This is a genomic window from Escherichia sp. TC-EC600-tetX4 (assembly GCF_019356055.1).
Classification (GTDB): Bacteria; Pseudomonadota; Gammaproteobacteria; order Enterobacterales; family Enterobacteriaceae.
Window position 1 is genome coordinate 3,656,097 of sequence record NZ_CP079924.1, and the last position, 15,719, is coordinate 3,671,815.

At 51.4% G+C, this 15,719-nt stretch carries 14 protein-coding genes; 5 read left to right on the forward strand and 9 right to left on the reverse strand.

Going from position 1 to position 15,719, the window contains the following annotated elements; translation table 11 throughout:
- Positions 1-10 precede the first annotated feature (10 nt).
- The 7 genes from cdsA to rpsB form a co-directional block, all read right to left on the reverse strand.
- Positions 11-868, reverse strand: coding sequence for a phosphatidate cytidylyltransferase (gene cdsA / locus KXD89_RS17815; RefSeq protein ID WP_000922446.1), 858 nt, complete (start codon positions 866-868; stop codon positions 11-13).
- Positions 869-880: 12 nt separating this feature from the next.
- Positions 881-1,639, reverse strand: a complete 759-nt coding sequence (ispU, locus tag KXD89_RS17820) for a (2E,6E)-farnesyl-diphosphate-specific ditrans,polycis-undecaprenyl-diphosphate synthase (RefSeq protein ID WP_001295562.1) — start codon at positions 1,637-1,639, stop codon at positions 881-883.
- Positions 1,640-1,827: 188 nt separating this feature from the next.
- Entirely contained in the window at positions 1,828-3,024 is a 1,197-nt protein-coding gene (gene ispC / locus KXD89_RS17825; RefSeq protein WP_000811923.1) for a 1-deoxy-D-xylulose-5-phosphate reductoisomerase, read from the reverse strand.
- Between the two features lie 91 nt (positions 3,025-3,115).
- A complete protein-coding gene (gene frr, locus KXD89_RS17830) occupies positions 3,116-3,673 on the reverse strand; it encodes a ribosome recycling factor (RefSeq protein WP_000622418.1) in 558 nt (185 codons plus the stop codon).
- A 291-nt stretch (positions 3,674-3,964) separates the two neighbouring features.
- Positions 3,965-4,690: a UMP kinase gene (gene pyrH, locus KXD89_RS17835; RefSeq protein ID WP_000224573.1), complete on the reverse strand. Its 726-nt coding sequence runs from the start codon at positions 4,688-4,690 to the stop codon at positions 3,965-3,967.
- Positions 4,691-4,836: 146 nt separating this feature from the next.
- Positions 4,837-5,688, reverse strand: coding sequence for a translation elongation factor Ts (gene tsf, locus KXD89_RS17840; RefSeq protein WP_000818114.1), 852 nt, complete (start codon positions 5,686-5,688; stop codon positions 4,837-4,839).
- Between the two features lie 257 nt (positions 5,689-5,945).
- On the reverse strand, positions 5,946-6,671 hold the full coding sequence (gene rpsB / locus KXD89_RS17845; protein WP_000246882.1) for a 30S ribosomal protein S2: 726 nt from the start codon (positions 6,669-6,671) through the stop codon (positions 5,946-5,948).
- 367 nt (positions 6,672-7,038) lie between these two features.
- Here rpsB and map point away from each other — a divergent pair, with 367 nt between their 5' ends.
- The 5 genes from map to KXD89_RS17870 all read left to right on the forward strand — a co-directional run bounded on the left by map (position 7,039) and on the right by KXD89_RS17870 (position 12,836).
- On the forward strand, positions 7,039-7,833 hold the full coding sequence (gene map / locus KXD89_RS17850; RefSeq protein WP_001018194.1) for a type I methionyl aminopeptidase: 795 nt from the start codon (positions 7,039-7,041) through the stop codon (positions 7,831-7,833).
- Positions 7,834-7,894: 61 nt separating this feature from the next.
- Positions 7,895-10,567 carry a bifunctional uridylyltransferase/uridylyl-removing protein GlnD gene (gene glnD, locus KXD89_RS17855; protein ID WP_001094586.1) on the forward strand — a complete coding sequence of 891 codons (2,673 nt, stop codon included), beginning with the start codon at positions 7,895-7,897 and terminating at the stop codon, positions 10,565-10,567.
- A 30-nt stretch (positions 10,568-10,597) separates the two neighbouring features.
- Complete coding sequence (dapD, locus tag KXD89_RS17860) at positions 10,598-11,422, forward strand: 2,3,4,5-tetrahydropyridine-2,6-dicarboxylate N-succinyltransferase (RefSeq protein ID WP_001186650.1); 825 nt, start codon at positions 10,598-10,600, stop codon at positions 11,420-11,422.
- Between the two features lie 53 nt (positions 11,423-11,475).
- Positions 11,476-12,288 (forward strand): phosphodiesterase YaeI, encoded by an 813-nt coding sequence (gene yaeI / locus KXD89_RS17865; protein ID WP_000625631.1) that lies wholly within the window; start codon positions 11,476-11,478, stop codon positions 12,286-12,288.
- A gap of 161 nt (positions 12,289-12,449) precedes the next feature.
- Positions 12,450-12,836 (forward strand): DUF3461 family protein, encoded by a 387-nt coding sequence (locus tag KXD89_RS17870; protein WP_000272188.1) that lies wholly within the window; start codon positions 12,450-12,452, stop codon positions 12,834-12,836.
- Positions 12,837-12,924: 88 nt separating this feature from the next.
- On the opposite strand, the gene cdaR is transcribed toward KXD89_RS17870, so the two are convergent.
- Both cdaR and degP read right to left on the reverse strand, forming a co-directional pair.
- Entirely contained in the window at positions 12,925-14,082 is a 1,158-nt protein-coding gene (gene cdaR, locus KXD89_RS17875) for a DNA-binding transcriptional regulator CdaR (RefSeq protein WP_000929443.1), read from the reverse strand.
- A 154-nt stretch (positions 14,083-14,236) separates the two neighbouring features.
- Positions 14,237-15,661, reverse strand: a complete 1,425-nt coding sequence (gene degP / locus KXD89_RS17880) for a serine endoprotease DegP (protein WP_000753946.1) — start codon at positions 15,659-15,661, stop codon at positions 14,237-14,239.
- Between the last annotated feature and the right edge of the window lie 58 nt (positions 15,662-15,719).

The window sequence follows — 15,719 nt, forward strand, 5'->3', positions numbered from 1 at the left end:
TTACCTTCCGTTAAAGCGTCCTGAATACCAGTAACAACAAGCAAGCAAAGACCGGTACCGCAGCCGTCAGGCTATCAATACGATCTAAAATACCACCGTGTCCTGGAATTAAATGACCGCTGTCCTTAATTCCTGCTTCACGCTTAAACATACTCTCGGTCAGATCGCCGAGCACTGAGGCTAACGCTGCGACAATAGAGCAAATGAGTAAGGTGACGGGAGCGACGTCGAGATTCGCCCACATGCCATAACCCCATGAGATTACCGCTGCAGTAGCGAGTCCACCGATAAAGCCTTGCCAGGTTTTACCCGGAGAAACCTTCGGTGCCAGCTTATGTTTACCAAACAATTTGCCAAACATATATGCGCCGGAGTCAGCGCCCCATACCAGGATCATGACATAGAGCAGCCATATTGCGCCACTGTAATGATTCTCGTCATAGTGCCAGGCCCGTAACGCCAGCATGCCCCAGAAGAAGGGAACAATGGTTAGCACGCCAAAAATAAGGCGCAATGTTTTAGAGTTACGCCAGATTGCTGCGGAACCTGGGTAAAACAGCACCAGCAATAGCGCGACAATCCACCAACCCAGCGAAGCCCAAAGTGAGATTTCAACCAGCGGTTGATGAATATTTCGGTGATATTCCGGCAACAGAAAAAGCATCAGCGCCAACAATAACCCGCATAACACCGCCAACCATACTCGCTGCGAACGAGTGGTAAAACCGCTAAGCTGTCCCCATTCCCACGCTGCCAGCATGCAGACCACCAGCGTTACAATGGCGAACCCCACCGGCGGCAACAGAAACAACGCCGCGATGACGACGGGTATTAACACAAAAGCAGATATCAGGCGATACTTCAGCAAAAGCGACCCCCATCAGGCTGTTTCATCACCGGGCTCGGTGCCGCCGAAACGACGCTCTCGATTAGCAAAGGCATTTAACGCCCCTTCAAAGTCTTGTTCATCGAAATCGGGCCAGAGAACATCTGTAAAGTAAAGTTCGGCATAGGCAATTTGCCAAAGCAAAAAGTTACTAATGCGATGCTCCCCCCCAGTCCTAATTACTAAATCTACAGGGGCCAGTTCATGCATACAGACATGCTGGTTTAGCATCTCTTCATCTATCTGATCTGGTTGCAGGTTTCCTTGCTGCACCTTTTCAGCCAGTTGCCTGACTCCCTGGACTATATCCCAACGTCCACCGTAGTTCGCCGCAATATTCAGCGTCAGACCGGTATTCCCGGCTGTTAGCGCTTCAGATTTACGAATACGTTCTTGCAAACGCGAGTTAAAGCGACTGGTATCGCCAATAATACGCAGACGCACGTTATGTCGGTGCAGACTTTTTACTTCGCTATCGAGCGCCCACACAAACAGTTCCATTAACGCACTGACTTCCTGCGCTGGTCGGTTCCAGTTTTCACTACTAAAGGCATACAGCGTTAACGCCTCAATACCGTTGTTGGCCGCAAAAGAGACAGCCCGGCGGACGGATTTTGCCCCGGCTTTATGCCCAAAGGCACGAATCTTCCCTTGCTTTTTTGCCCAGCGGCCATTGCCGTCCATAATGATCGCAACATGACGGCAGCCATGCGCTGGCAATTTTTCGCTAAGTGGTTGAGTAGCAGACAACATCACGCGTTTTTTATTCCCTGACAGGGTTTACGGTACTCAGGAATACTGAAGCCTATACAAAAAAAAGCCGTGTAAAACCACGGCATATCTGACCTTATAAAGCCAACTACTTACGATCAGATGGCGCAGACTATATCACTGAAGCCCTACGCTAACAAATAGCGCGACTCTCTGTAGCCGGATTATCCTCAGCTTGCGAGACGCATCACCTCTTTTCTGGCGACTTCACGCGCGTTCGCATCAACAGATAACACATCGTCCACACATTGTGGTTCGCGCATATCCATTTTTTCCAGTACGGATAAATTCAACGCAGCGATATCCGTAAAGCGGATTTGTTGCGCAAGAAAAGCAGCAACGGTGATTTCGTTTGCGGCATTCAATGCTGTCGTCGCTGCCTGGCCTTGTTCGAACGCCTCCATCGCCAGTTTCAGGCATGGATAACGATCATAATCCGGTGCGGCAAATGTCAACGCACTTAGTTTGCAAAAATCGAGCGGCTTCACGCCAGAGTTCACGCGATTCGGCCATGCCATGGTGTGGGCAATTGGCGTACGCATATCCGGTTCCCCCAGCTGCGCCAGAACACTGCCGTCCTGATAGCGCACCATTGAGTGAATCACTGACTGCGGGTGAATCAGCACTTCCATCTGGCTGGCGCTGGCGTTAAACAGCCAACGCGCTTCAATGTATTCCAGACCTTTGTTCATCATGGTAGCCGAATCGACAGAAATTTTACGCCCCATCGACCAGTTCGGATGACGGCAGGCTTGATCCGGCGTCATTGTTGCCAAATCGCGCAATGGCGTCTCACGGAAAGGGCCACCAGACCCGGTAAGTAAAATGGACACCACGCCATTTTGCTCAAGGTCAGCGTATCCCAGATTATGCTGGATAGGTTGCGGTAAACTCTGAAAAATGGCGTTATGTTCGCTATCGACCGGTAACAATTGCGCTTTGCTCTGCTTTACGGCGTCCATAAACAGACGTCCGCAGGTAACCAGTGATTCTTTATTGGCCAGCAAAATGGTTTTACCCGCGCGGATCGCAGCAAGCGTAGGTAACAGCCCAGCAGCGCCAACAATGGCTGCCATCACCTGATCAACATCCTCAAGCGCTGCCATATCGCAAGCGGCTTGTTGCCCACTTAAGACTTCGGTGCGGCTACCCTGTTGCTGTAGCATCGTTTTAAGAAGTTTCGCACTCGCTTCATCGTCCATTACGGCATAGCGGGGAGAGAATTCCAGGCACTGTTCTACCATGCGAGTGACATTTTTGCCTGCCACCAGCGCAACTACGCGGAAGTGTTCGGGATTATGGCGCACCACGTCCAGCGTGCTGCAACCAATCGAGCCGGTCGAGCCCAGAATGGTGAGTTGCTTCATGAAACATCCAGAGTTGAGACAGAATAAAAAGCAAAACGCCGCCAGCCGATCCGCAAGGATCTACTGAGCGGCGTTTTTGTCGTTCAAGAAATCAGAACTGCATCAGTTCTGCTTCTTTGTCTGCCAGCGCCGCTTCAATTTTCTTGATTGCAGCATCAGTCAGTTTCTGTACATCGTCCTGAGAACGGCGATCGTCGTCTTCGCTGATCTCTTTATCTTTCAACAGTGCTTTCACTTTGTCGTTCGCGTCACGACGCACGTTACGTACTGCAACACGCGCTTGTTCTGCTTCACCACGAACGATTTTGGTCAGATCTTTACGACGTTCTTCCGTCAGCGGCGGCAGCGGAACACGGATGTCGCTACCCGCAGAGTTCGGGTTCAGGCCAAGATCGGACGCCATAATCGCTTTTTCAACGGCCGGAGACATTGAACGATCAAACACGTTGATTTTCAGTGTACGGGAATCTTCTACCGTTACGCTTGCCAGCTGACGCAGCGGCGTCGGCGTGCCGTAATATTCCACGACAATGCCATCCAGCAGGCTGGGAGAAGCACGACCCGTGCGTATTTTGCTGATTTGGGTTTTGAACGCTTCTACGCATTTGTCCATGCGTACTTCAGCATCTTTTCTGATATCGCTAATCACGTTACGAATCCTTGAAAACTTGTCTCAGTCAGACCAGACAGTCACACACAGTGGAAGTGTGCTAAGTATAGCCCTGATTAAACATATTACGGGTAATCGTCTGGATTATTAGGCTATTTTATTTGCCATTTTGGCCCCGGGCAGTGCTCGCCATCCTCACGTACTTTTGTACGCTCCGGTTGCTGCGCGCTGGCCGTGACCAAACTGCCTGCAACAATAACGCCTTATAACCAGACTTACGCCCCCGCGATACTTACGCGGAATCTTACCCTTATTTATCCATCACGGGAATTATTCCGTGATTAAAGTCCCTTCTTTTTCACCCATTACCACACGGCGCAGCGCACCCGGTTTGTTCATATTGAAAACACGAATCGGTAATTTATGGTCACGAGCCAGCGTGAAGGCCGCCAGGTCCATGACTTTCAGCTCTTTTTCCAGCACTTCGCTGTAAGTCAGTTGCTCGTACATGGTTGCGGTTGGATCTTTCGCCGGATCAGCGGTAAACACGCCGTCAACTTTGGTTGCTTTCAGCACCACATCGGCTTCAATTTCGATACCACGCAGGCAAGCTGCTGAGTCGGTGGTAAAGAACGGGTTACCTGTACCGGCGGAGAGGATCACCACACGGTTGTTGCGCAACAGGCTGATAGCTTCTGCCCAGCTGTAGCTGTCGCACACGCCATTCAATGGAATAGCGGACATCAGACGAGCGTTCACATAGGCGCGGTGCAGTGCATCACGCATTGCCAGGCCGTTCATTACGGTCGCCAGCATCCCCATGTGGTCGCCCACAACGCGGTTCATACCCGCTTTCGCCAGACCAGCGCCACGGAACAGGTTACCCCCACCAATCACCACACCAACCTGAATACCCAGTTCAACCAGTTCTTTGATTTCCTGAGCCATACGATCCAGTATGCTTGCATCAATACCGAAGCCTTCAGTGCCCTGCAGAGCTTCGCCACTCAACTTAAGCAGAATGCGTTTATAGACGGGTTTTGCATTGGTAGCCATGTTTCTTTCCTGAGACTGTCAACGATTGAAATGAATTAATACTAGCGACATTGTACGTCGCTTTTCAGCGCAGCCCCACAAGGGTTAGCTGAATTTACAAGATGGGCACAAAAAGAAGCCGCCCTCAGGCGGCTCCTTTTTGATAATTAAGACTGCTTGGACATCGCAGCAACTTCTGCTGCAAAGTCAGTCTCAACTTTCTCGATGCCTTCACCCACTTCGAAGCGGATGAAGCCAGTCACTTCAGCGTTATGCTCTTTCAGCAGCTGACCAACAGTTTTGCTTGGTTCCATAACGAACGGCTGACCGGTCAGAGAAACTTCGCCGGTGAATTTCTTCATGCGGCCTTCAACCATTTTCTCTGCGATTTCTTTCGGCTTACCAGACTGCATCGCGATATCCAGCTGTACCTGGTATTCTTTTTCTACCACTTCAGCGGATACGTCTTCCGGTTTGATGAATTCTGGCTTGCTTGCAGCAACGTGCATAGCGATGTGTTTAACCAGCTCTTCGTCAGCGCCTTTAGCAGCAACCAGAACGCCGATACGCGCACCGTGCTGATAAGAACCCAGAACGTCGCCTTCCAGCGCAGCAACGCGGCGAATGTTGATGTTTTCACCAATTTTCGCTACCAGCGCAACACGTTCTTCTTCGAACTGTGCTTTCAGAACTTCAACGTCAGTGATTTTGCCAGCAACAGCTGCGTCCAGAACTTTGTCTGCGAACGCCTGGAAACCAGCGTCTTTTGCAACGAAGTCAGTCTGGCAGTTAACTTCCAGAATGATGCCGTAGTTGCCGTCGATTTTGGTTTTGATCACGCCGTCAGCAGCAACGTTGCCTGCTTTTTTCGCTGCTTTAATAGCACCGGACTTACGCATGTTTTCGATTGCCAGCTCGATGTCGCCGTTAGCTTCAGTCAGTGCTTTTTTGCAATCCATCATGCCTGCGCCAGTACGCTCACGCAGCTCTTTTACCAGGGATGCGGTAATTTCAGCCATTCTAAAATCCTCGGAGATGTGATCTGCCCGGCATTAAACCGCACAGATATAAAAGTGAAAAAGGGGGCCATATGCAGGCCCCCTAACCAAACGTGTACTACCTGGTCTATAAGGGCTCTCCCCCTTCATATTTCGCGCCGCAGATGCGTTATCTTCGCTCGCTCATCCCGGTCACTTACTGATGTAAGCTCCCGGGAATTCTCGAGCTTGCCGCCTTTCTGCAACTCGAACTATTTTGGGGGAGTTATCAAGCCTTATTACTCAGCTTCTACGAAGCTTTCTTCCGCCTGGGAAGCCAGATCCTGAGAACGGCCTTCACGTACGGTTGCAGCAACAGCGCCCAGGTACAGGGTCACAGCACGGATTGCGTCGTCGTTACCCGGGATAACGAAGTCAACACCGTCCGGATCAGAGTTGGTATCAACGATAGCAAATACCGGAATACCCAGGTTGTTTGCTTCTTTGATAGCAATGTGTTCGTGGTCAGCATCGATTACAAACAGAGCGTCCGGCAGACCGCCCATGTCTTTGATACCGCCCAGGCTGTTTTCCAGTTTCTCCAGCTCACGAGTGCGCATCAGCGCTTCTTTCTTGGTCAGCTTGTCGAAAGTACCGTCCTGAGACTGAGTTTCCAGGTCTTTCAGACGTTTGATGGACTGACGAACGGTTTTCCAGTTAGTCAGCATACCGCCCAGCCAGCGATGGTTCACGAAGAACTGGTCGCAGCTCAGAGCAGCGTCTTTCACCGCTTCGCTTGCAGCGCGTTTAGTACCAACGAAAAGGATTTTACCTTTGCGAGAAGCAATCTTGTTCAGTTCAGCCAGAGCTTCGTTGAACATCGGTACAGTTTTCTCAAGGTTGATGATGTGAACTTTGTTACGCGCACCGAAGATGAACGGCTTCATTTTCGGGTTCCAGTAACGGGTCTGGTGACCGAAGTGAACACCAGCCTTGAGCATGTCGCGCATGGAAACAGTTGCCATGATTAAAACCTCTATATAAAAGTTGGGGTTATGCCTCCACGTATCCCATATTACCGACCCCAAAGGGCACCCCGGAATATGTGCCGATACGTGTGTGTTGTTACACAAAGTGAGATTGTCGCTTCCGTCCAGTCTGTGTATACGAAATGGATCGGAAGTCCGGCGCGCTTTATACCACAAATACGTCGTGGACACCAATAATTGTTGGCGCTGTGTACAGCATCAGACGTCGAATTTTCTATTATAGAAAACCTTCAGTGGCACGTTTGGCGAAATTCAGAATGATTCTCAATTTGCCCGGGTGTGATACCATTGACGGCACTTACATATATATTGTCGGTATCACCGACGCTGATGGACAGAATTAATGGCTATCTCAATCAAGACCCCAGAAGATATCGAAAAAATGCGCGTCGCTGGCCGACTGGCTGCCGAAGTGCTGGAGATGATCGAACCGTATGTTAAACCGGGCGTCAGCACCGGCGAGCTGGATCGCATCTGTAATGATTACATTGTTAATGAACAACACGCGGTTTCTGCCTGCCTCGGCTATCACGGCTATCCGAAATCCGTTTGCATCTCTATTAATGAAGTGGTGTGCCACGGTATCCCGGACGATGCTAAGCTGCTGAAAGATGGCGATATCGTTAACATTGATGTCACCGTAATCAAAGATGGTTTCCACGGCGATACCTCGAAAATGTTTATCGTCGGTAAGCCGACCATCATGGGCGAACGTCTGTGCCGCATCACGCAAGAAAGCCTGTACCTGGCGCTACGCATGGTAAAACCAGGCATTAATCTGCGCGAAATCGGTGCGGCGATTCAGAAATTTGTCGAAGCAGAAGGCTTCTCCGTCGTTCGTGAATATTGCGGACACGGTATTGGTCGCGGCTTCCATGAAGAACCGCAGGTGCTGCACTATGACTCCCGTGAAACCAACGTCGTACTGAAACCTGGGATGACGTTCACCATCGAGCCAATGGTCAACGCGGGTAAAAAAGAGATCCGCACCATGAAAGATGGCTGGACGGTAAAAACCAAAGATCGCAGCTTGTCTGCACAATATGAGCATACTATTGTGGTGACTGATAACGGCTGCGAAATTCTGACGCTACGCAAGGATGACACCATCCCGGCGATAATCTCGCACGACGAATAAGATGAAGCCGGCGAATGCCGGCTTTTTTAATGCGATAATTTAATCTTATGGGTGGCGCACAATGAATACCCTTCCAGAACAGTACGCAAACACCGCTCTCCCCACCCTGCCCGGTCAACCGCAAAATCCATGCGTCTGGCCCCGTGATGAATTAACCGTCGGTGGGATAAAAGCCCATATCGATACTTTCCAGCGTTGGCTGGGTGATGCCTTTGACAATGGGATCTCTGCAGAACAGTTGATTGAGGCGCGCACCGAGTTTATCGACCAGCTCCTGCAACGATTATGGATTGAAGCGGGATTCAGCCAGATTGCCGACCTGGCATTGGTCGCCGTCGGTGGCTACGGTCGTGGCGAGCTGCATCCACTTTCAGACGTCGATTTACTGATTTTAAGCCGTAAAAAGCTCCCGGACGATCAGGCGCAAAAAGTGGGCGAGCTGTTAACGCTGCTCTGGGATGTAAAGCTGGAAGTCGGTCATAGCGTGCGCACGCTTGAAGAGTGCATGCTGGAAGGGTTATCGGATTTAACCGTCGCCACCAATTTAATCGAATCCCGCTTATTAATTGGCGATGTTGCGCTGTTCCTCGAACTGCAAAAACATATTTTCAGCGAAGGATTCTGGCCTTCCGACAAGTTCTACGCGGCGAAAGTTGAAGAACAGAACCAGCGCCATCAGCGTTACCATGGCACCAGCTACAACCTTGAACCAGACATCAAAAGCAGCCCTGGCGGCTTGCGCGATATCCACACTCTGCAATGGGTGGCCCGCCGTCATTTTGGCGCAACATCGCTGGATGAAATGGTCGGGTTTGGCTTCTTAACCTCAGCGGAGCGGGCGGAATTAAACGAATGTCTGCATATATTGTGGCGTATTCGCTTTGCCCTGCATCTGGTCGTCAGCCGTTACGATAATCGCCTGTTATTCGATCGCCAGCTTAGCGTCGCCCAGCGTCTGAATTACAGTGGTGAAGGTAACGAACCGGTCGAGCGGATGATGAAGGATTACTTCCGCGTTACACGCCGCGTCAGTGAACTCAACCAGATGCTGCTGCAACTGTTCGATGAAGCCATCCTCGCCCTTCCCGCCGACGAAAAACCACGTCCAATCGACGATGAGTTTCAGCTACGCGGTACGCTAATCGACCTGCGTGATGAAACACTATTTATGCGCCAGCCGGAAGCCATCTTGCGTATGTTCTACACCATGGTGCACAACAGTGCGATCACCGGCATTTACTCCACCACGCTGCGCCAGTTACGCCATGCCCGTCGCCATCTGCAACAACCGCTGTGTAATATTCCGGAAGCACGAAAACTGTTTTTGAGCATTCTGCGTCACCCCGGAGCGGTGCGGCGCGGGCTATTGCCAATGCATCGCCATAGCGTGCTCGGCGCGTATATGCCGCAATGGTCGCATATCGTCGGGCAGATGCAGTTTGATCTGTTCCACGCCTACACGGTGGATGAACATACTATCCGCGTGATGCTGAAACTGGAGAGTTTTGCCAGTGAAGAAACGCGCCAGCGCCATCCGTTGTGTGTGGACGTCTGGCCGCGCCTGCCGTCAACTGAGCTGATTTTCATCGCCGCGCTGTTTCACGATATCGCCAAAGGACGCGGCGGCGACCACTCCATTCTCGGTGCTCAGGATGTAGTGCATTTTGCCGAACTCCACGGGCTGAACTCACGCGAAACACAGCTGGTCGCCTGGCTGGTTCGCCAGCACCTGTTGATGTCGGTGACCGCCCAACGCCGCGATATTCAGGACCCGGAAGTCATCAAGCAGTTTGCCGAAGAAGTGCAAACGGAAAATCGTCTGCGCTATCTGGTATGCCTGACTGTGGCTGACATTTGCGCCACCAACGAAACGCTGTGGAATAGCTGGAAGCAAAGTCTGTTGCGTGAGCTCTACTTTGCCACCGAAAAGCAGCTACGACGCGGAATGCAAAACACGCCGGATATGCGCGAACGGGTTCGCCATCACCAACTCCAGGCACTGGCACTACTGCGCATGGATAACATCGACGAAGAGGCGCTGCACCAAATTTGGTCACGCTGTCGTGCTAACTATTTTGTCCGCCATAGCCCAAATCAACTGGCCTGGCATGCCCGCCATTTATTACAGCATGATTTAAGCAAACCGCTGGTATTGCTTAGCCCGCAGGCTACGCGTGGAGGCACCGAGATTTTTATCTGGAGCCCGGACCGCCCTTATCTGTTTGCCGCCGTCTGTGCCGAATTAGACCGCCGCAATTTAAGTGTTCACGACGCACAAATTTTCACCACTCGCGACGGTATGGCGATGGATACCTTTATCGTGCTGGAACCCGATGGCAACCCGCTGTCCGCAGATCGTCATGAGGTTATTCGGTTTGGTCTGGAGCAAGTACTGACGCAAAGTAGCTGGCAGCCACCGCAGCCCCGTCGCCAACCCGCCAAATTACGCCATTTTACTGTTGAAACCGAAGTAACGTTTTTGCCGACCCATACCGACCGCAAATCGTTCCTCGAACTGATCGCCCTCGACCAACCTGGACTGCTGGCGCGAGTCGGGAAAATTTTTGCCGATCTGGGAATTTCGCTTCATGGTGCCCGAATTACAACCATTGGCGAGCGAGTAGAAGATTTATTCATAATTGCCACCGCTGACCGGCGTGCGCTTAATAACGAGTTGCAGCAGGAAGTGCATCAGCGGTTGACAGAGGCCCTCAATCCAAACGATAAAGGGTGATGTGTTTACTGATATGAAAAGAGTTTAACAATGCAGCAGTTACAGAACATTATTGAAACCGCTTTTGAACGCCGTGCCGAGATCACGCCAGCCAATGCAGACACCGTTACCCGCGAAGCGGTAAATCAGGTGATCGCCCTGCTGGATTCCGGCGCACTGCGTGTAGCGGAAAAAATTGACGGTCAGTGGGTGACGCATCAGTGGTTGAAAAAAGCGGTGCTGCTCTCTTTCCGTATTAATGATAATCAGGTGATCGAAGGGGCAGAAAGCCGCTACTTCGACAAAGTGCCGATGAAATTCGCCGACTACGACGAAGCACGTTTCCAGAAAGAAGGCTTCCGCGTTGTGCCACCAGCGGCGGTACGTCAGGGTGCGTTTATTGCCCGTAACACCGTGCTGATGCCGTCTTACGTCAACATCGGCGCATATGTTGATGAAGGCACCATGGTTGATACCTGGGCGACCGTCGGTTCTTGTGCGCAGATTGGTAAAAACGTCCACCTTTCCGGTGGCGTGGGCATCGGCGGCGTGCTGGAACCGCTGCAGGCTAACCCAACCATCATTGAAGATAATTGCTTCATCGGCGCGCGCTCTGAAGTGGTTGAAGGGGTGATTGTCGAAGAAGGTTCCGTCATTTCCATGGGCGTATACATTGGTCAGAGCACCCGTATTTACGACCGTGAAACCGGCGAAATCCACTACGGTCGCGTTCCGGCGGGGTCTGTGGTTGTTTCAGGTAATCTGCCGTCAAAAGATGGCAAATACAGCCTCTACTGTGCGGTTATCGTTAAGAAAGTTGACGCGAAAACTCGCGGCAAAGTCGGCATTAACGAACTGCTGCGTACCATCGACTAAAAGTATGCACACGGGCAGCACGACGCTGCCCGATTTTTTTGCAGGGATGAGCGATGATTTCACGCCGCCGATTTTTGCAGGCTACTGCCGCGACGATAGCCACGAGCTCAGGTTTCGGTTATATGCATTACTGTGAGCCAGGCTGGTTTGAATTAATCCGTCACCGCCTCGCCTTTTTTAAAGACAACGCAGCACCATTCAAAATTCTTTTTCTGGCCGATCTCCATTACTCTCGTTTTGTTCCTTTAAGCCTGATTTCTGACGCGATTGCTCTTGGCATAGAACAAAAGCCCGATTTGATATTACTGGGCGGCGATTACGTATTATTTGATATGTCGCTGAATTTTTCGGCGTTTAGTGACGTACTCTCCCCCCTTGCCGAATGTGCGCCGACGTTTGCCTGCTTCGGCAACCACGATCGCCCTGTTGGTACAGAAAAAAATCACTTAATTGGCGAGACGTTGAAATCAGCGGGCATCACGGTGTTGTTTAACCAGGCTACGGTGATCGCCACGCCGAACAGGCAATTCGAACTGGTAGGCACTGGTGACTTATGGGCCGGACAATGCAAACCGCCTCCCGCCAGCGAAGCCAATCTGCCAAGACTGGTGCTGGCGCATAATCCCGACAGCAAAGAAGTCATGCGTGATGAACCCTGGGATCTGATGCTGTGCGGCCATACTCACGGCGGGCAACTGCGCGTACCGTTGGTTGGTGAACCTTTTGCCCCTGTCGAAGATAAACGTTACGTCGCCGGATTAAATGCCTTTGGCGAAAGACACATCTACACAACCCGTGGCGTGGGCAGTTTGTATGGTTTGCGTCTGAACTGCCGCCCGGAAGTAACGATGCTGGAACTGGTGTAGATCGTGAATTTTATCACCAGAATAAAGCAGGTAATTTTTTGATTTTTACGCCATGATAGAAGTCTGGAAGAAAAAGGCTTTCTGCGATCACAGTCGAGCCGGGCGGGCCAGGCCAAATGCTAAAATAAGCACAATTTACTGACTCATTTTGAGGTAACGCTATGTACGACAATCTGAAAAGTCTGGGTATTACCAATCCTGAAGAAATTGATCGTTACAGCCTCCGGCAGGAAGCCAACAACGATATTCTGAAAATCTATTTCCAGAAAGACAAAGGCGAGTTTTTCGCCAAGAGCGTTAAGTTTAAATATCCGCGTCAGCGTAAAACGGTCGTCGCTGATGGTGTGGGTCAGGGTTATAAAGAAGTCCAGGAAATCAGCCCGAATCTACGGTATATCATTGATGAGCTTGATCAAATCTGCCAGCGTGACCGCAGCGAAGTTGATCTTAAGCGTAAGATCCTCGACGACTTACGTCACCTGGAGTCAGTCGTAACCAATAAGATCAGCGAGATTGAAGCCGATCTGGAAAAACTAACGCGTAAATAATCCCGAACTGACGGTTAATTCGGGCATTCCCCTCTACCCTTCGGGCTGAGGGGAATGAGCCAGCGCCGCCTCAACCTTAACGCATAACCTACCGCTCTTCATCCAGTTGTAACGCCACATACAGCAGCAACCTGTCATCAAAATTGCCCAAATCAAGCCCGGTCAGTTCCGATATACGATTAAGCCGATACTCCAGGGTATTACGATGAATAAACAACGCCTTTGACGTTGCCAGCGGTTGCACATTGTGGCGAAACCACGCCGCCAGCGTTCGTCGCAGCAAGCCGTTATTGTCCATCGTTTTCAGCCGCGCCAGCGGTCGCGCCAGTTCGTTGGCCTGCCAGTCGCCACGCAAACTGTCGAGTAACACAGGTAACATCAGATCCTGATAAAAATAGCAGCGACTTTCTGGCATCCGCTGTTTACCCACCACCATCGTCGTTTTCGCCGTACGATAGGATCGGGCAATACTGCCAGGACCGGTAAAATAGTTGCCCAGTGAAACGCGAAAACGCAGCTGGCCGTACTCTTTCATGCGGGTAATCAGTTGTTCAACTCGCTTACGATGATCTTCTGCATCCCAGCGCCCAAAAGAGTTCAACGCCGGTTTCAACACCACCATTTCGGTTAGCGAGACAATCGCCACCAGATTATTACGCTCGGGCGTAGTCAGCGCGTTTTGCAGTTGTTGTAACTCCGCCATTGCGCTGTCCACGCCAAGCTGACCGCTGTCGACCTCAACAATAGCCACCACTCGCGGTTGATTGAGATCGATCCCCAGCCGTTGCGCCCATTCAGTAAGTGCGGGAGTATTCTCCTCTGCCTGAATCAGGTTCATCACCAGTTCTTCCCGCAAACGGCTATCCTGCGCCAACAAGTGCATCAACCGCGACTGTTCCAGCATCATTTCAGCCGTCATGCAGACCAGTTCGCCATATTTACGCAGATTCTCTGGTTCACCTGTCAGGCCAATTACGCCGACAATTTCACCTTCCAGCCGTAACGGTAGATTAATCCCCTGCCGCACACCGTGCAGATGACGTGCTACCGCGTCATCGATATCGACGACTCGTCCCTGTGAAAGTACCAGCAATGCACCTTCGTGCAATTCACCAATACGCTCACGATCGCCGCTGCCGATAATTCGCCCACGGGCATCCATTACGTTGATATTGGTATCGATGATGCGCATGGTACGTGCCACGATATCCTGCGCCATTTTGGTATCAAGATGCCAGCCAGCCATAAGTCCTCCGTTATGCACGGCTTAGCATAAGGAAGTACGTAACGTACGGCATTGTGCAAATGCCTAAAGGATGATGAAGATGTATGGAGTTGTGGTGAAGTTCACAGATTGTAAGGAGAACCCCTTCCCGTTTTCAGGAAGGGGTTGAGGGAGATTACTGCATTAACAGGTAGATGGTGCTGTCGCCGCGCTGAATGTTGAGTGCCAGCACAGACGGTTTGCTGTCGAGAACTTTACGCAGTTCAGCGATGTTTTTCACTGCCTGCTGGTTCGCGCCAATAATCACATCACCTTTCTTCAGGCCGATCTGCGCAGCCGGAGTGCCCGTTTTCACGTTGTTCACTACCACGCCCTGATCTTTGCCTTTGTTGCTCATCTCAGCGCCTTCAATGCCGTTGAAGATGGAGCTGGAATCAACCTGATTCTGGCTGCTCTGCTGCAGTTCCAGGTTCACGTTAACCTGCTTACCGTCGCGCAGTAAGCCCAGGGTCAGTTTGCTGCCTACCGGCATAGTACCCACCTGAGCACGCAGTGCGGCAAAGCTGCTGATCGGCTTACCGTTCAGTGAGGTGATCACATCACCCGCTTTAATGCCCGCTTTTGCAGCGGAGGAATTAGGCAGAACCTGGCTTACGAAAGCACCGCGCTGGGCGTCAACTTTCATCGCTTTCGCCAGTTCGGAGTTCAGCTCAGTCCCCATAATACCCAGCTCACCGCGTTTCACCTGGCCGTATTCCACCATCTGCGAGGTCAGGTTTTTCACCATGTTACTCGGGATAGCAAAACCGATACCGATGTTGCCGCCGTCCGGTGCGAGGATCGCGGTGTTGATACCGATCAGTTCGCCGTTCAGGTTAACCAGCGCACCACCGGAGTTACCACGGTTGATCGCTGCATCGGTCTGGATGAAGTTTTCGTAGTTTTCGGCATTCAGGCCGCTACGCCCCAGCGCAGAGACAATCCCGGAAGTTACCGTCTCGCCCAGACCAAACGGGTTACCAATCGCTACGGTGTAATCACCCACGCGCAGTGCATCAGAATCCGCCATCTTAATTGCGGTCAGGTTTTTCGGGTTCTGGATTTGGATCAGCGCGATATCAGAGCGCGGATCTTTGCCAACCATCTTCGCGTCGAACTTACGGCCATCGCTCAGTTGAACTTTAATGACCGTCGCGTTATCAACAACGTGGTTGTTGGTGACGACATAGCCTTTATCGGCATCAATGATGACGCCGGAACCCAGCGCCATGAATTTCTGTTGCTGGCCGCCACCATTACCGCCCTGGCCACCCTGGCAGAACGGAGAGCTCTGGAACGGAGAACCTTCCTGGCAGAACGGAGAATCATCACCGAAGAACTGCTGGAAATTACGCGGCATACGCGGCGTATTAACGGTTGTGCTACCTTCTACGTTAATGCTGACCACTGAAGGCATCACCTTTTCGAGCATCGGTGCAAGGCTTGGCATCTGCTGGGCTGTCGTTGCTGAAGAAGTCTCAGCCGCCGTTGCAGAGAGCGGAGATAACGCCAAACCTAAACTCAGAGCCAGTGCACTCAGTGCTAATGTGGTTTTTTTCATGTATTTCAGTCTCGATTAACAGATAACGCAAAATTGCTGTGTTCTTCAGATTCGTTTT